General features: G+C 74.3%; 11 protein-coding genes and 1 tRNA gene. 10 read left to right on the top strand and 2 right to left on the bottom strand.

Features of this window, described 5'->3' with window-relative positions; all coding sequences use genetic code 11:
• Positions 1-27: 27 nt before the first annotated feature.
• From AB0E14_RS09810 to AB0E14_RS09800, 3 genes are all read left to right on the top strand, one after another.
• Positions 28-1,581 (top strand): alpha/beta hydrolase, encoded by a 1,554-nt coding sequence (locus AB0E14_RS09810; RefSeq protein ID WP_362414381.1) that lies wholly within the window; start codon positions 28-30, stop codon positions 1,579-1,581.
• A 95-nt stretch (positions 1,582-1,676) separates the two neighbouring features.
• Positions 1,677-1,753: transfer RNA gene (locus AB0E14_RS09805), tRNA-Thr, on the top strand.
• A 310-nt stretch (positions 1,754-2,063) separates the two neighbouring features.
• The gene (locus tag AB0E14_RS09800; protein ID WP_362414379.1) at positions 2,064-2,234 is read left to right on the top strand and encodes an MbtH family NRPS accessory protein; all 171 of its coding nucleotides are present in this window, start codon (positions 2,064-2,066) and stop codon (positions 2,232-2,234) included.
• A gap of 13 nt (positions 2,235-2,247) precedes the next feature.
• Here AB0E14_RS09800 and AB0E14_RS09795 read toward each other — a convergent pair whose 3' ends face one another.
• The gene (locus tag AB0E14_RS09795; protein WP_362414376.1) at positions 2,248-3,255 is read right to left on the bottom strand and encodes a helix-turn-helix domain-containing protein; all 1,008 of its coding nucleotides are present in this window, start codon (positions 3,253-3,255) and stop codon (positions 2,248-2,250) included.
• Between the two features lie 169 nt (positions 3,256-3,424).
• On the opposite strand from AB0E14_RS09795, the gene AB0E14_RS09790 reads away from it, so the two are divergent.
• On the top strand, positions 3,425-3,592 hold the full coding sequence (locus AB0E14_RS09790; protein WP_362414374.1) for a hypothetical protein: 168 nt from the start codon (positions 3,425-3,427) through the stop codon (positions 3,590-3,592).
• Between the two features lie 79 nt (positions 3,593-3,671).
• The gene (locus AB0E14_RS09785; RefSeq protein ID WP_362414372.1) at positions 3,672-4,577 is read left to right on the top strand and encodes a LysR family transcriptional regulator; all 906 of its coding nucleotides are present in this window, start codon (positions 3,672-3,674) and stop codon (positions 4,575-4,577) included.
• A gap of 197 nt (positions 4,578-4,774) precedes the next feature.
• On the opposite strand, the gene AB0E14_RS09780 is transcribed toward AB0E14_RS09785, so the two are convergent.
• Positions 4,775-5,890, bottom strand: coding sequence for an aspartate-semialdehyde dehydrogenase (locus AB0E14_RS09780; RefSeq protein ID WP_362414370.1), 1,116 nt, complete (start codon positions 5,888-5,890; stop codon positions 4,775-4,777).
• A 511-nt stretch (positions 5,891-6,401) separates the two neighbouring features.
• Here AB0E14_RS09780 and AB0E14_RS09775 point away from each other — a divergent pair.
• The 5 genes from AB0E14_RS09775 to AB0E14_RS09755 are packed head-to-tail and all read left to right on the top strand — an operon-like array spanning position 6,402 to position 16,194.
• Positions 6,402-7,130, top strand: coding sequence for an NAD(P)H-dependent oxidoreductase (locus AB0E14_RS09775; protein WP_362414368.1), 729 nt, complete (start codon positions 6,402-6,404; stop codon positions 7,128-7,130).
• On the top strand, positions 7,127-7,966 hold the full coding sequence (locus AB0E14_RS09770) for an alpha/beta fold hydrolase (protein ID WP_362414366.1): 840 nt from the start codon (positions 7,127-7,129) through the stop codon (positions 7,964-7,966). The genes AB0E14_RS09775 and AB0E14_RS09770 overlap by 4 nt, the downstream gene beginning before the upstream one ends.
• On the top strand, positions 7,963-9,651 hold the full coding sequence (locus tag AB0E14_RS09765; RefSeq protein ID WP_362414364.1) for a condensation domain-containing protein: 1,689 nt from the start codon (positions 7,963-7,965) through the stop codon (positions 9,649-9,651). Before AB0E14_RS09770 ends, AB0E14_RS09765 begins: the two co-directional genes overlap by 4 nt.
• Complete coding sequence (locus tag AB0E14_RS09760; protein ID WP_362414362.1) at positions 9,641-11,506, top strand: amino acid adenylation domain-containing protein; 1,866 nt, start codon at positions 9,641-9,643, stop codon at positions 11,504-11,506. Before AB0E14_RS09765 ends, AB0E14_RS09760 begins: the two co-directional genes overlap by 11 nt.
• Positions 11,503-16,194, top strand: coding sequence for a beta-ketoacyl synthase N-terminal-like domain-containing protein (locus tag AB0E14_RS09755; protein ID WP_362414360.1), 4,692 nt, complete (start codon positions 11,503-11,505; stop codon positions 16,192-16,194). Before AB0E14_RS09760 ends, AB0E14_RS09755 begins: the two co-directional genes overlap by 4 nt.
• The last annotated feature ends 2 nt before the right edge of the window (positions 16,195-16,196 follow it).

The following is a 16,196-nucleotide window of genomic DNA, read 5'->3' as shown; positions in this document are numbered from 1 at the left end:
CCGTACTCGTACGGATACGCTCCGGGCATGGACTCCAGGCGTTTGCTCCGCACGTCCGCGACGGCCGTCGTCGCCGCCGGACTGATCCTCTCCGGCTGTACGGGCGGCAGCGACGCCGCCGCCCCCGCGGGCGCGCCGGTGTCGCTGGCCAGGACCGCGCCCGCCACACCGGACCCGGCCCTGCGGAGCTTCTACGCGCAGAAGCTCACCTGGCGGGACTGCGGCGTACCGCGGTTCCAGTGCGCGACGCTCCGCGCGCCGCTGGACTACGCGAACCCGGCGGCCGGTGAGATCGAGCTCGCCGTCTCCCGGGTCGCGGCCACCGGCCCCGGCAAGCGCCTCGGCTCGCTCCTGGTCAACCCGGGCGGCCCCGGCGGCTCCGCCGTCGGCTACCTCCAGGGCTACGCGGGCATCGGCTACCCGGTGGCGGTCCGCGCCCAGTACGACATGGTCGCCGTCGACCCGCGCGGGGTGGCCCGCAGTGAGCCCGTCGAGTGCCTGACGGGACCGCAGATGGACACGTTCACGCAGGTCGACCAGACCCCCGACGACGGGAAGGAGACCACCGCCCTGACGACGTCCTTCAAGGGGTTCGCGGCGGGCTGCGCGAAGCGCTCGGGCGAGATCCTGCCGCACGTCTCCACGGTCGAGACGGCGCGGGACATGGACATCCTGCGCGCGGTGCTCGGGGACGAGAAGCTCACGTACGTGGGCGCCTCGTACGGGACCTTCCTCGGTGCGACGTACGCGGAGCTGTTCCCCGGCCGCGTCGGACGGCTTGTCCTGGACGGGGCGATGGACCCCTCGCTGCCCGCGATCGACCTCGCGCGCGACCAGACCGCCGGCTTCGAGACCGCGTTCCGGGCCTTCGCGGCCGACTGCGTCCGGCAGCCCGACTGTCCGCTGGGCACGGAGTCGGTCGACGCGGCCTCCGAGAACCTGAAGAAGTTCTTCCGCAGCGTCGACGCGGAGCCCGTGCCGACCGGCGAGAGCCGCGAGCTCGGCGAGTCCCTGGCGACGACCGGGGTCATCGCGGCGATGTACGACGAGGCGGCGTGGCCGCAGCTGCGCGAGGCGCTCACCCGGGCGATGGGCGGCGAGGGCTCGGGCCTGCTGGCCCTGGCCGACAGCTACTACGAGCGCGAGGCGGACGGCACGTACTCGAACCTGATGTTCGCCAACACCGCCGTGAACTGCCTCGACCTCCCGGCGGCCTACACCGGCCCGCCGGACGTGGAGAAGGCGGTCCCGTCCTTCGAGAAGGCCTCCCCGGTCTTCGGCGAGGGCCTCGCCTGGGCGGCCCTGAACTGCGCCTACTGGCCCACCGAGGCCACCGGCCGCCCCCACCGCATCACCGCCGAGGGCGCCGCCCCGATCGTCGTCGTCGGCACCACCCGCGACCCGGCGACCCCCTACAAGTGGGCCAAGTCCCTCGCCTCCCAGCTCTCCTCCGGCACCCTCCTGACCTACGAGGGCGACGGCCACACGGCCTACGGCCGGGGCAGCGACTGCATCGACTCCGCGATCAACACCTACCTCCTGACCGGCACCCCACCGTCGGCGGACAAGCGCTGCACGTGAGGGGTGTCGCGCACCACACGAGCATGGTCAGGAGCACCCCGGAAACTGTGTAGACTTGGCGAGGCCGCTGCGCCCAACATGGGAACGCACGGCATGCCGCCTTAGCTCAGTTGGCCAGAGCAACGCACTCGTAATGCGTAGGTCTCGGGTTCGAATCCCGAAGGCGGCTCCAAGGAAAGCCCCAGGACTCACTCTCCGTGACCTGGGGCTTCTGCTTTTCGGCCTCGGAGGTGTCACGAGCCTCGGTCGGGCAGCTCGGATCTCGACGTTTCGACTCCTTCAGCAGGGCCGCGAGTTGCCCCGGGCCAGATCCCTTCTGGCCTGGGGCTTCCTGGTTCGGGGGCGGGCTGATCGGCTGGGGCGATTCGCCGGTTCGGGAGTCGGTATGGGGTGGGTGTTGTGGGGCGGGGCGTGGGCGGATCAGGGTGGGGGCGAGTTCAAGTGGGCCGGTCGTGAGGCCGGCCGCCAGGTGGAGGTGCGGCGTGGAGCGGTACAGCGTGGTCGTCAACGGGGAAGAGCAGTACTCGATCTGGGCCGAAGGGCGCGAACTGCCCGCCGGCTGGCGGGGCGTGGGGGTCACCGGGACCAAGGAGGAGTGCCTCGCGCACATCGACGAGGTCTGGACGGATCAGCGGCCGCTCAGCGTGCGCTAGCAGGCCCCAGGGGTTACGGCTCCGGGGGTAGCCAGCCGCGTTGGACTGCCTTCGCGCCGGCCTCGAAGCGGCTGCGGGCGCCCAGGCGGTCCATGAGGACCGTGGCGATGCGGCGGGCCGTGCGGTGGGAGACGCCCAGGCGCTTGGCGATGCCCTCGTCGGTGTGGCCCTCGGCGAGCAGGCGCAGCGTCGCGGCCTCCTGGTGGTCGAGTTCGCCCTCGTCCCGGCGGGGCGCCTCGCCCAGCGGGCGGGCATTGGCCCAGACCGTCTCGAACAGGGTGCACAGGGCCGTCAGGATGCCCTGGCCGGTGAGGACGACACCGCCCGCGCTGCTGTCCTCGCTGTCGACGGGGATGACGGCGGTCGTCCGGTCCACGATGGTCATCCGCAGCGGGAGCGTGGCGACCGTGCGGACCTGTCCGCCGAGCTCCGTCAGCCACTTGGCGTGCGCCACGCTCGCCGGGCTGTTGCGCACGCTGTCCAGGTAGATCGTCCGCATCGTGACGCCCCGGGTGAGGAGCCGTTCGTTGAGGGGGCGGGAGGCCGCCATGTTCGCCTCGGTCTGCGCGCCGCCCGGCGCGAAGACCATCACCTCGGTCCTGAGGTTCTCGGTGAGCACCGCAAGCCGGGCCCGGATGTCGTCGAGGTGGACGAGGTGTTCGACGCCCACCGGAGGGTCCGCCGGGCGGAGTTCCTCGTACGCGGAGATCAGCCGCTCCGCCGCCGCTCTGGCGCCCGCGATCCGCTGGCGCTGGAGCTCGAATTCGGCCTGGCGCTGCGTCAGCAGGTACTCCAGGCCGGCCTCGGGGTGGACCGCGCGCGGTGGCGCGGACCCGTCGTGCGGATCCCCCGCGGGGTACTGCGCGAGGGACAGCTCGGCCAGCCGCCGCCATGCCTCGCGTACGGACGTCTCGGGCATCCCGAGCTGTTCGGCCAGCACGTCGGCCGGGGTGTCGGGGTGGGTCAGCATCGCCAGGTACACGGCCTCGGTCGGCTGATCGAGTCCCAGCAGTTCGAGCATGCGTTCCCCTCCGTTCCTTCCGCCATTATCCCCGGGGTGGCCGAAACGGCGCGGAGGTGGCCCCATTGGGTCAGGACCCAATCGGGCCAGCCGGAAGGCTTTCCTCCCGGTGTGACCAGTGGTGATGCTGAGGGCACAGAGACCACGTCGTCACAGGGGGATGCACGTCATGTTTCGCGCTCGTATGGTCCAGGCAGCCGCTCTCCTCGCCGTCACCGCCGCGCTGCTCGCGCCCGCCGCGGTCGCGCAGGCCGACGAGCCCGCGCCTGTGCCGCCGGCCGCGGCCGTGGTGACCGAGCCGGTGGAGGGCGCCACCAACGACATGGGCTGGCAGTGATCGCTCCGGCCGTTGTCGGGATCGCAAGCGGGTCCGCTTCCGGGGTCGCTTCCGGGTCTGCTTCCGGGCGGGACAGAGCATGGATCTGAAGCAGCTCACCACCTTCCACCGGGTCGCCACGATGCTCAGCTTCACCCGGGCCGCGGCGGATCTGAAGTACGCGCAGTCCAGCGTGACCGCCCAGGTCAAGAGCCTGGAGGTGGCGCTGGGCGTCGAACTCTTCGAACGGCTGCGGGGGCGCATCCGGCTCACGCCCGCCGGCGAGCGGCTCGTTCCGTACGCCGAGCAGATCCTCTCCCTCGTCGAGGAGGCCAAGGACCGGACGAGCGGCCAGGGGGAGCCGGCGGGGGTGCTCACCATCGGCACGATGGAGAGCTTCACGTCGTACCGGATGCCGCCCGTCCTCGAGTACTTCCACCATCGCTATCCACGGCTCCAGCTCGCGCTGCGGCCGAGTCTGTGCGAGGACACCTGCGAGTCCCTGCGCCAGGGCACCTTCGACCTCGGGTTCCTCATGGAGCCCGAGACCGAGCACCCGGGGGTACGGACCGAGGTCCTGGGCTCCGAGCCGCTGGTCGCGGTCGCCGCGCCCGGGCACGTGCTCGCGGACCGGGCCGACATCACCACCGCCGACCTGCGTGCCGTGCCCATCCTGGCCCCCGAGGCGGGTTGCTCGTACGGGGCGATGTTCGAGGCGGAGCTGAACGCCGGGACGGCCGAGCCCGTGCCGTTGCTGCAGTTCGGCAACGTCGAGTCGATCAAGCGCGGGGTCTCGGCCGGGCTCGGCATCAGCGTGCTGCCCGCGATGGCGGTGGCCGCCGAGGTCGAGGCGGAGTCGCTGACGGTCCTGGACTGGAAGGCTCCGTTCGAGGTGTACACCCAGCTCGCCTGGCGGCACGGCCGTCGGCTCACGCACGAGATGCGGGTCTTCATCGACGGGACCATCCGGTTCATGGAGCAGGAGCGGCCCCGGGTCGCCTGCTGACGGCGGCCGGGGCGGCCATGCGCGCCGGCCCGGCCGCTCGCGGTGCGCGGCGGCCGGTTCTGCCCACGTGTCGCCCGGACGCTCGCGGTCCATCCGTCCCGCCGTTCGCTGCGCATCCGCTCGGCCGCTCGCAGTGCATCCGTCCCGCCGTTCGCTGCGCATCCGCCCGGCCGCTCGAAGCGCATTCGCCCCGCCGCTCACAGCGCGCCGTGCGCGAGGAGTTCCTCCACGATCCGTACCGCGTCCAGCGCGCCCCCGACCCGGAGGTTGTCCGTGGCCAGCCAGAGCCAGAAGCCGTCGGACGCGGCACCGGTGACCCGGATCCGGCCCACGTGCACGCGGTCCGGGTCGCCCAGGTCCGCCGGGGTGGGCGACCCGGGGTGGTCGTGCACCGTCACCCCGGGCAACGCCCGCAGCAGGGCGACCAGTTCGGCCCGGTCCACCGCCGACCGGCACTCCACCCACACCGACGCGCCCTGCCCGCCGACCACCGGCACCCGGACACAGGTCGCCGTCACGTCGAGGCCGGGCAGCCGGAGGACCCTGCGGATCTCCTCGGCCAACTCCCGCTCCCGGCGCGTGGAACCGTCCTCCAGCGGCTCGCCGATGCCCGGCAGCACGTTGAAGGCGAGCGGCGGCGAGAACACCGCCGACACCGGGGACGCCTGCGGGTCCTGCAGCACCGTCCGCGAGCCGTCCTGGAGTTCCTCGATGCCCGGGTGGCCCGCGTCCGACGCGCCCTGGTACGTGCTGACCACGATCCGGCGCAGCCCCCAACGGCGCTCGACGTCCCGCACCACCCGCACCACCGGGACGGCGGCCGCGCCAGGCACCGCGATCACCCCGCCCGTCGGGCGGCGGTCCAGCCGGCCGGTGTCCAGCTCCGGGACGACCAGCGGGATCTCGGGGGACGCCCGGAAGGCGGAGGTGCCGTCCACGACCAGCGCGCCGTGCGCCACGGCGACCGGGACCCACTCCCGGCTGACGGCGGCGCCCGCGCAGAAGAACGCCACGTCCACGGAACCGAAGTCGAACCCGGCCAGCTCGGCGACCCGATGGTCCTCGCCGTCGACGCGGATCGTCCGGCCCGCCGAGCGCGCGGAGGCCACCAGGTGCAGTCGCCGGTACGGCAGCCCCCGGTCCTCGATGAGTTCGAGCAGGGTTCCGCCCACCGCGCCCGTCGCACCGACCACGGCGATACGCGGGGAGGCGGGCGCGGCAGGGGAGTTCGGGGCGTCCGGAGGGTTCGGTGCGTTCGGGGCGTCCGGAGGGTTCGGTGCGTTCGGGGCGTCCGGTGCGTCGGCCTGGAGCATGGGCTACTCGGATCCGCTAGACGATGGCGCCACAGCCTCCCCGGCCGCGCTCCGGGCGGGAGGCGTCGGCGGTCGGCCGGGCGGCCGCGCGAACCGGACGTCGACCCTGTCGGAGTACGTGCCGGACACGCGGCGGTGGGGCGGGGCGCGATCGGCGCCGGTTCGATCATCGGGGTCCGCGGGGCGCTCGGCAATGGGGGGCCGTACGGGCATCTCCGATGGTTCCCATCAGCGGGATCGATCGGTTCGGCGCGCTGTCGGCGGAGCCTGCGCGCACCTCGCGCACCTCATCGGAAAGTCCGAATCCCGGCATCGGAATCCCCGTCGGACGAGCGTTGACCGGCACGTGGGCTTCGCGAAGGCTGTGGCCGGTCCTGATCGGTCCGAAGAGACCGAGGCGGCTGGGGAGGCCGCGGGCGCCGACGGGTCGACCACCCGTCGGGAACCGGCGGCCGGCCCGCACCCGAGACGGGCCGGGCAGCCGGTCCGCACCACGCGAAACGGGGAGTTCATGCAGCAGGCCGTGAAGGTCGTCGGAATCGGGGGATCCTCCCGGCCCGGCTCGACCGCGGAGCTTGGCCTTCGGGTGGTCCTCGCGGAGGCCGCCCGGCTGGGCGCCGAGGTCAGCCTCGTCGGCGGCGCCGACCTGGTCATGCCGCTGTACGACCCGAGGGCGGCGAGCTGCCCGGCTCCGGCGCGGCGCCTGCTCGACGAACTGGCCTCGGCGGACGGGGTCGTCCTTGCCAGCCCCGCGTACCACGGCACGGTGTCGGGGCTGTTGAAGAACGCCCTCGACCACACCGAGGAACTCCGCGGCGACGCCCGCCCCTACCTGTCCGGCCGGGCGGTCGGCTGCCTCTCCGTCGGCATGGGCTGGCAGGGGGCGGTGACCACGCTCGCCGCGCTCCGCGACATCGTGCACGCCCTGCGCGGCTGGACCACGCCGCTGGGCGTGGCGCTCAACAGCGCGACGGCCGGATTCGGCCCGGACGGGCAGTGCGACGACCCGCACATCCAGGGCCAGCTCACCGCGATGGCCGGCCAGGTCGTCGACTTCGCCGAGGCGTTCCGCGCCCATCGGGCGCTCCGCGCGACCGCGGCCATGTCGACAGGGGCCGTGTCCGCCGAGACCGGGGCCGTGTCCGCCGAGCCGGCACCCGCCACGACCGCGGCCGTGTCCGCCCAGACCATGTCCGCCCAGACCGCGGCCGTGTCCGTCGAGGCGGTGCCCGCTCGATGACCGGTACGGCGACCGCGCACGGTCCCGACGACGACGCGCACTGTCCGGGCGGCGCACGACGTTCGGCCGTCAGTCCCTGGATCCGCTGCTTCCACCCGAAGCCCGAGGCGCGGCACACCCTGGTCTGCTTTCCGCACGCGGGCGGCGCGGCCAGTTACTACTTCGGCCTCTCCGCCGCGCTCGACCCGGACATCGAGATGCTGGTCGTCCAGTACCCGGGGCGCGAGAACCGTCTCTTCGAGGAGCCCGCGGGCTCCGTGGCCGAGTTGGCGGACGGTGTGTCCGAGGCGCTCGGCCACCGGCTGCGCAGGCGCCCGGCCTTCTTCGGCCACAGCATGGGCGGGGTCATCGCCTTCGAGGTCGCCCGCCGCCTGGAGCGGGCCGCTGGCCCCGCCCCGCACGTCCTCGTCCCCTCCGCCAGCTCCGCGCCCTCGATCCGTGCCGAACGGACGGTCACGGCCACGGCCGAGGAGGAGACCGACGACGCCGTGCTCGCGCGCCTCATGGATCTGGGGGGTACGCGCGAGAACGTGGGCCAGGACCCCGAGCTGATGCGGCTCGTGCTCCCCGCGGTCCGCGCCGACCTGCGCGCCCTCGCGGAGTACCGGGTCGACGCGGGCGCGGTCGTCGGCTGCCCGGTCACCGTGTTCGTGGCCGACGCCGACCCGGACGTACCCCCGGGAGAGGCGGACGCCTGGGCCGCCCACACCGTCTCGGAGGCCGAGGCCCACGTCTTCGAGGGCGACCACTTCTATCTGGGCGCGCTGCCGCCGAGGTTCCTCGCCCTGCTCCAGGACGCCGTCCGCCACTCTCGCACCGGGGTTTCACGCGCATGACAGCCATGGGATTCGTCGAGGAAGAACTCGCCCTGATGTGGGCGGAGTTGCTGAACATCACCAACTCCGCGGCCGCCGTCGCGACGCCCGACGCGGACTGGCACGCCCTCGGCGGCCGGACGCCGGCTGCCCGGCGGCTCGCCGACCGGATCGAGGAGGACCTCGGCGCCCGCGTCGAGCCGGGTGCCCTGGAGGGCGCGGCCACCCTCGAAGGGATGGCCACGCTCGTACGGCAGGCCATGGCGGCCAGGACCGCCGCCACCAGGAGCGCGGCCGGCGGCGGCACCGCGGTCGCGGGTGCGGGGGAGCGGCCCGCGCGCCCCGAGCGGCCCGTCCTGTCCTTCGCACAGCAGCGCCTGTGGTTCATGCAGCAGATCGACCCCGACACCACGCTCTACAACGTGCCGACGGTGCTCCGCATGCGGGGCGCCCTCGACCGGGACCGGCTCGGCCGGGCCCTCGGCGCGCTGGTCGCCCGGCACGAGGTGCTCCGCACCACCTACGAGGCGCCCTCGGGGGTCCCGCACCAGGTCGTGCGGGAGGCCGGTGCCTTCGACCTGCCGTACGCCGACCTGTCCGGCGAGCCCGACCCCTCCGCAGAGGCGGCGCGGCGCGCCGCCGAGGAGGGCCGGTGGGTCTTCGACCTCGCCGCGGCCCCGCCCGTGCGGGCGGCCCTGCTCCGGCTCGCCGGCGACGAGCACCACCTCGTGGTGACGTTCCATCACATCGCCATCGACGGCTGGTCGGTGGAGATCTTCTTCCGTGAACTCGGCCTGCTCTACGGTGCCGGCGAGGCCGCTGGGGCCCTGCCCGCGCCTTCCCCGCACTACGCCGACTACGCGCTCTGGCAGCGGGAGTGGCTCCAGGGCGACACCCTTGAGGCGCTCACCGCCCACTGGCGGGCGGTGCTCGGCCAGGACCCGCGGGCCCTGGCCGTGCCCACCGATCGCCCCCGGCCGCGGAGCCGCTCCTTCCGGGGGGCCGTCGTCACCCGCGAGCTCGGGCCCGAACTCACCTCCCGCATCCGGCGGTTCGGCCGGTCCGAGCGGGTCACGCTCAACATGACCCTGCTCGCGGGCTTCCAGGCGCTGCTCGCGGGCTGGTCGGGGGCGGACGACATCACCGTCGGCACACCCGTCTCGGGCCGCACCCGGCCGGAGCTCCAGGACCTCGTGGGCTGTCTGATCAACATGGTTCCGGTACGGGTCCGGCTCGAAGGGAACCCCGACTTCCGGGGGCTGCTCGCCCGCACCCGCACCGCGCTGATCGACGCCTCCGCCCACCAGGACCTCCCCTTCGACAAGCTGGTCGAGGCCCTGGTGTCCCGGCGCGGCCGGGACTTCCTGCCCGTGTTCCGGGTGATGTTCAGCTTCCTGAAGGAGCAGGCCGAGCCGGTCTTCCCCGGCCTGGAGCAGTGCGCCCTCGACCTCACAGGGCCGCAGGACACCGCCAAGTACGACCTCAGCCTGTACGCCCAGGAGAGCGGCGCGGGCGTCGCGCTGACCCTCGAGTACGACACCGATCTCTTCGGCCCGGACACCCCGGCCGAACTGCTGGCCGCCTACGAGCGGGCCCTGGACGACGCCATGACCTTCCCGGGCACCCCGGTTCTGGACCTGGACGCGGTCCGGTTCCGGGCGTCCGGCCCCGACGGCTCCGAGAGGAACATCCACAGTGACCGTTGACCGAGTGCCCGGCGCCGAACCGGGCACCATCGACGCCCGGTTCGCCCGGCGGGCGGCCGAGCGGGGCGACGCGATCGCCGTGACCGGCATCGACGGCCGGCTGAGCTACCGCGATCTCGACCGGGCCGCCAACCGCCTCGCCCACCGCCTGCGGTCCCTCGGCGTCGGCCCCGAAACGCCCGTCGCCGTCTGCGTGGAGCGGACGACGACCCTGGTGACCGCGCTGCTCGCGGTGCTCAAGGCGGGCGGCGCGTACGTGCCCGTGGACCCCGCGAGCCCCGACGAGCGGATCGGCTTCACCCTCGCCGACGCGGGCGCCCGTGTCCTGGTCACCGACCGGGCCGGGCGCGGCCTGGCCGTCGCGCACACCGTGGTCGTCGGCGAGGGGGCCGGCTCCACCGACCTCGCCGCCCACCCCGAGACCGCGCCCGAGGACCCCGGCACCGGACCGGACAGCCTCGCGTACGTCATCTACACCAGCGGCTCGACCGGCACCCCCAAGGGCGTCATGATCGAGCACCGCAATGTGACGGCTCTGCTCGACGGCACCCGCCGCCACTTCGGCTTCGGGCCCGACGACGTGTGGTCGATGTTCGCCTCCGCCGCGTTCGACGTGTCGGTCTGGGAGATGTGGGGCGCTCTGCTGCACGGCGGCCGGCTGGTCGTCGTACCGGAGGAGACCCGGCGCGCCCCGCAGGAGCTCCACGCGCTGCTGGGCCGCGAGCGGGTCACCGTCCTCAACCAGACGCCCGCCGCCTTCCGCCAGCTCGTCCGGCACGAGCAGGAGGCCGGGCCCGCCACCCTGGACGCGCTGCGGCTCGTGGTGTTCGCGGGGGAGGCCCTGCCGCCCGAGATGCTGCGGCCATGGATCGCCCGCTACGGCGACGAGCGGCCGGAACTGGTCAACATGTACGGGATCACCGAGACCACCGTGCACACCACCTACCGCCGGATGACCTCGGCCGACCTCGACTCAGGGGCCGGCAGCGTGATCGGCGGCGCCTTCGACGGCTGGACCATGACCGTGGTCGGACCCGACGGCGCCGAGGCGCCGGCCGGCGAGGCGGGCGAGCTGTTCGTCGGCGGCGCCGGGGTGGCCCGCGGCTACCTGGGCCGGCCCGCGCTGACCGCCGAGCGCTTCCTGCCCGACCCGGACGCGACGGTGCCCGGCGCCCGCCGCTACCGCTCGGGCGACAGCGCCCGGCGCACGGCCGACGGCGACCACGCGTACCTGGGCCGCCTCGACCACCAGGTCAAGGTGCGCGGCTACCGCATCGAGCTGGGCGAGATCGAGAACACGCTCACCCGGCACACCGCCGTCCGTGACTGTGTGGTCGTCGTCGACGAGGACTCCGTCGGCGAGCCGCGCCTGGTGGCGTACTGGGTGCCGGTCTCGGTGGACGCCGCCGAGAGCCACGGCACGGTCGACCTGCGCGAGCACCTGGGCCGGACCCTGCCCGCCTACATGCTGCCCAATGTCTTCGTCGTGCTCGACGCGCTGCCGCTGACCCTCAACGGCAAGGTCGACCGCCGGGCCCTGCCGGCGCCCGAGGCGGTCCGCCCCGAGCTGGGCGGCGCGTTCGAGGCCGCCGGGACCCCCGTCGAGAAGGCCCTCTCGGAGATCTGGGCCGACGTGCTCGCGGTCGACCGGGTCGGCCTGGACGACGACTTCTTCGACCTCGGCGGGCACTCGATGCTCGCGACCCAGGTGGTGGCCCGCACGAAGGAGCAGTTCGGGGTCGCCGCGACGCTCCGGCTCTTCTTCGACGCACCGACCGTCCGCGAGCTCGCGCAGGCCGTCGAAGAGCTGCTCGCCGCACAGTCCACAACCCATCCGCACGGGGAGAACGCATGACGCACGAGACGGAACTGCCGCTGCCCGAGCAGTCCGTGGCCATCATCGGGATGAGCGGCAGGTTCCCCGGAGCCGCGGATGTCGACGCCCTGTGGCGGATGGTGGCGGCCGGCGAGGAGGGCCGCCGTGCCTACTCCGACGAGGAGCTGGCCGCCTCGGGGGTGCCCGAGCTGCTGCTCGCCGACCCGGTTTTCGTCAAGGCGGGCTTCCCGCTCGACGGCTTCGACCGGTTCGAGGCCGAGTTCTTCGGCGTGACCCGGGCCGAGGCCGAACTGATGGACCCGCAGCACCGGTTGTTCCTGGAGACCGCGTGGCAGGCGCTGGAGCGGTCGGGCTACCCGGCGGGCCGTTTCGAGGGTCGTACGGGTGTCTTCGCGGGCACGTCCGGCAGTGGCTATCTGCGCGAGCGGATCGACGGTACGGACGACTCCGGCGGTGACGGGCGGATCTCCGACGAGATCCAGGTCGCCGTCGGCAACGACCCCGCCATGCTGGCCCTGCGCGTCTCCTACAAGCTGGGCCTGACCGGTCCCAGCTTCACCGTGCAGAGCGCCTGCTCGTCCTCCCTGGTCGGCGTGCACCTGGCCGTGCAGTCGCTGCTGAGCCGCGAGTCCGACCTCGCGCTCGCGGGCGGTGTGGCGGTACGGGAGTTCGAGCCGCGCGGCTACCGGTACGAGGAGGGCGCGATCCTCTCCACCGACGGCCGCTGCCGCCCGTTCGACGCGGACGCCTCCGGCACCGTCTCCGGCGACGGCGTCGCCGTGGTCGTCCTGAAGCGCCTGGAGGACGCGGTCGCCGACGGCGACCACATCCACGCCGTCATCCGCGGCTCGGCCGTCAACAACGACGGCTCCGCCAAGATCGGTTTCACCGCGCCGTCCGCGCAGGGCCAGGCCGAGGTCATCGCCGAGGCGCTGGCCGTGGCCGGGGTCGAGCCGGGCACGGTCCAGTACGTCGAGGCGCACGGCACCGCCACCCCGCTCGGGGACCCCATCGAAGTGCAGGCGCTCAACGAGGTGTTCGGGCCCGAGGCGGCGGCCGGAACGATTCACCTCGGCTCGGTGAAGTCCAACATCGGCCACCTCGACGCGGCCGCCGGTGTCGCGGGCCTGATCAAGGCCACGCTCGCCCTGGAACACCGCTTCCTGCCGCCGACCGCCCACTTCCGCGCCCCCAACCCGCGACTCGCCCTCGACAAGGGCCCCTTCACGGTCAGCGGGGAGGGCACCGCGTGGCCCGCCTCGGCCGCCGGCACGCCGCCGCGCGCCGGGGTGAGCGCCTTCGGCATCGGCGGCACCAACGCGCACGTGGTCCTGGAGGCCGCGCCCGCCGCCGCCGTGACCCCGGACGCCCCCGAGGAGGCCGGCGCGTGGCAGGTGCTGCCGCTGTCGGCCCGTACGCCCGAGGCGCTGGAGACGGCCGCCGAGCGGCTCGCGGACGCGCTCGGCGGGACGGACGCCGCCCTCGCGGACGCCGCCCACACCCTCCAGTCCGGGCGCGCCGAACTGCCGTACCGCCGGGCCGTCGTGGCCGACAGCCGGCAGGGCGCATCCGACGCGCTGCGCGAGGCGGTCCGGACGGCGACCACGGCCGGCCAGAACGGCCAGAACGGCCAGAACGGCCAGAACGGCCAGAACGGCCAGGCCGACAAGGCCGCGGGCCGGGACGGCGCCGCGCCCGCCGTGGTTTTCCTCTTCCCCGGCCAGGGCGCCCAGTACCCGGGCATGGGCGCGGACCTCTACCGCACCGAGCCCGTCTTCCGCACCGCGTTCGACGAGTGCGCCGACCTCCTCCTGCCCCGGCTCGGCTTCGACGTCCGGGAGGTGGCGTTCGCCGCCGACGGCGAGGAGACCCGGGAGCGGCTCCGGCAGACGCTCTACACCCAGCCGACCGTCTTCGCCCTCGACTACGCGACCGCCCGGCTCCTGCTCTCCTGGGGGATCCGCCCGGACGCGATGACGGGACACAGCCTCGGCGAGTACGTCTCCGCCTGCCTGGCCGGGGTGTTCAGCCTCGACGACATCCTCACGGTGGTCGCCCGCCGTGCCCGGCTGATGAACGACCTCGCCCCCGGCCGGATGCTGTCCGTGCTCCTCGACGAGGAGACGCTCACCGGGATCCTGGACGGCCGGGCGACGATCGCCGCCGTCAACGCGCCCGGCTCCTGCGTGGTCGCCGGAACGCCCGAGGAGGTCGCCGAGGCCCGTCGCGTCCTGGAGGCCCGCGGCGCGTCCGTACGGGAGCTGGAGACCTCGCACGCCTTCCACACCGCGCTGGTCGAACCGGCCCTGCCCGGTCTGGAGGAGGTCCTGCGCCAGGTCACCCTGAACGCGCCGCGCATCCCGTTCCTCTCCAACGTCACCGGCACCTGGATCACCGACGAGCAGGCCACCGACCCGGCCTACTGGGTCGCTCACACCCGCCGCGCGGTCCGCTTCTCCGACGGCGTCGACGCCCTCGGCCGGCGCGGCCCCGCCGTCTTCGTCGAGGCGGGACCCGGCAGCCAGCTCGGCGGCCTGGTCAAGAGCCACCCCGGCCACGGGCCCGTCGTCACCCTGCTGCGCAAGCCGCGGCCGGGCGCCGAGGTGCGCCCCGAGGGCCGCGGTGTGCGCGAGGGCCTGGCCGAGCTGTGGAGCCATGGCGTGAACGTCGACTGGGCCGCCCTGCACACCGGCCGGACGCCGCGCCGGGTGCCGCTGCCCGGGCACCCCTTCGAGGGCCGCAGCTTCCTGCTGCCCAAGCGGGCCGCGGCCACCACCGTGCGCACCGACCCCTCCCGGTGGACCTACGCCCCGGTCTGGCACCGCGCCGCCGCGCCCGCCGCCCCGGAGGGCCCGGCGACCGCCGCCACCTGGCTGGTCCTCGCGGACGGCCGCGGCCTCACCGACGCGTGGGTCGCCGCGCTGCGCGAGCGCGGCGAGAGCGTCGTCACCGTCCACAAGGCGGCCGCCTACGCCCGCACCTCGGTGCACGGCTACGCGGCCGACCCGGCCGACCCCGAGCACCTGGGCCGACTCCTCAAGGAGCTGCGCCAGGACGGGCTCGGCCCGGACCGGATCCTGCACGCCTGGGCGGTCACGGACCCCGAGGGCACGGACGGCCGTCCGGCCGCCGAGCGGTACGCCCACGGCATGGCGACCGGCTTCCACAGCCTGGTGTCGCTGGCCCAGGCGCTCGGCGAGAGCGGTCAGGACGCGCCCGTACGGATCGACGTCCTCACCGACCAGCTCCAGGACGCGCACGGCACGCCCGTGACGCGGCCCGAGCGGGCCGCGCTGTACGGGGCGCTGACCGTGCTGCCGCAGGAGTACGCCTGGCTGACCTGCCGGTCCGTCGACGTCACCGTGCCGACGGACGCCGTGGAGCGGGACCGGCTCACGGCGCGGCTGACCGCCGAACTCGCGGGCCCCGGCACCGAACCGCTCGTCGCCTACCGGGGCGCGCAGCGACTGGTCCGCGCGTTCGCGCCGGTCGAGCAGGCCCCCGTGGCCGTCGAGCAGGCCTGGAAGGCCGGCGGCGGGTACCTGGTCACGGGCGCCTCGGGGGAGGCCGGGCTCGGCTTCGCCGAGCAGCTCGCCGAGGCGGGCGCCCGGCTCGTGCTGGTCGCCGACCCGGCGTTCCCGGCCCCGGCCGAGTGGACCGGGCTGCCCGCGGGACCGGAGCGGGACCGTGCCGGGCGGCTCGCCGCGCTGCGCGCCGCCCACCCGGACGCCGTCACCTACCGGGCCGCCGACCTGGCCGACCCGGACGAGGCGCGGCGGACCGTCGAGGAGGCCCGCGCCCTGCTCGGTGCCGTCGACGGCGTCCTGCACTGCGCCGACGCGCGCGGCACGGGCCTGGTGGCGCTGAAGACCCGGGAGGACTTCGAGGCCGTGCTCGGCGCCCGGATCCGCTCGACGCTGCTGCTCGAAGAGCTCCTCGCCGACGAGCCGTCGGCCTTCTTCCTGTCCTGCTCGGCGACCACGGGCATCGTCGGCGGCTTCGGCCAGGCCGACAACTGCGCGGCCGCCGCCTTCCTCGACGCCTTCGCGGCAGCGGCGGCGGCCTCGGCCGAGGGGCGGAACGCCGTGACCCTCGACTGGGCGCAGTGGGAGTGGGACGACTGGTTCGAGCGGCAGATGGCGGGACTGCCCGAGGTGCGCGAGCTGTACGAGCGGCTCCGCCGCAGCCAGGGCATCCCGGTCGAGGACGGCCTGGCCCTCGCCCGCGCCGCGCTGGCCGGCGGGGTGCCGCAGGTCGTGGTCTCCCGGGCCGACTTCCAGGACGTCCTCGCCGACCAGCAGGGCCTGACCGCGACCTCGTTCACGGACGCGCTCGGCACCGGCCGGGCGGCCGAGGACAGCGACTGGGACCCGGCGACGGTGTGGCCGGACGACGAACTGGCCCAGTCGGTGGCCCGGGTGTGGCAGGAGATGCTCGGCGCGGCCCCGATCGGCCCGGACGACGACTTCTACGACCTGGGCGGCAACTCGCTCTTCGCCATCCAGATCGTGGGCCGGCTGCGGCAGGCGCACGGTGACTTCCCGATGAGCGCCGTCTTCGAGGCGCCGACCGTACCCGGGCTCGCGGCGGCGATCCGCGCCCACCAGGCCGAGTCCATCGGCCTCGACGAGTTCGAGGCGATGCTCCGCGAGGTCGAGGCCCTCTCCGCGGCCGAGGCAGAACAGAAGCTGAAGGGGGACAGCTGACC

Source organism: Streptomyces sp. NPDC047981, assembly GCF_040653315.1.
In the GTDB taxonomy this organism is placed as follows: Bacteria; Actinomycetota; Actinomycetes; order Streptomycetales; family Streptomycetaceae; genus Streptomyces.
The sequence above is the reverse complement of the archived record's forward strand: the minus strand, read 5'-3'. Positions and strand labels throughout refer to the sequence as shown.

Bases quoted from the DNA above. Each gene is read 5' to 3' on its own strand.
- AB0E14_RS09790 (WP_362414374.1), top strand. From the start codon at position 3,425: ATGTTTCGCGCTCGTATGGTCCAGGCAGCCGCTCTCCTCGCCGTCACC.
- AB0E14_RS09810 (WP_362414381.1), top strand. From the start codon at position 28: ATGGACTCCAGGCGTTTGCTCCGCACGTCCGCGACGGCCGTCGTCGCC.
- AB0E14_RS09795 (WP_362414376.1), bottom strand. From the start codon at position 3,255: ATGCTCGAACTGCTGGGACTCGATCAGCCGACCGAGGCCGTGTACCTG.
- AB0E14_RS09770 (WP_362414366.1), top strand. From the start codon at position 7,127: ATGACCGGTACGGCGACCGCGCACGGTCCCGACGACGACGCGCACTGT.
- AB0E14_RS09755 (WP_362414360.1), top strand. From the start codon at position 11,503: ATGACGCACGAGACGGAACTGCCGCTGCCCGAGCAGTCCGTGGCCATC.
- AB0E14_RS09765 (WP_362414364.1), top strand. From the start codon at position 7,963: ATGACAGCCATGGGATTCGTCGAGGAAGAACTCGCCCTGATGTGGGCG.
- AB0E14_RS09775 (WP_362414368.1), top strand. From the start codon at position 6,402: ATGCAGCAGGCCGTGAAGGTCGTCGGAATCGGGGGATCCTCCCGGCCC.
- AB0E14_RS09785 (WP_362414372.1), top strand. From the start codon at position 3,672: ATGGATCTGAAGCAGCTCACCACCTTCCACCGGGTCGCCACGATGCTC.
- AB0E14_RS09780 (WP_362414370.1), bottom strand. From the start codon at position 5,890: ATGCTCCAGGCCGACGCACCGGACGCCCCGAACGCACCGAACCCTCCG.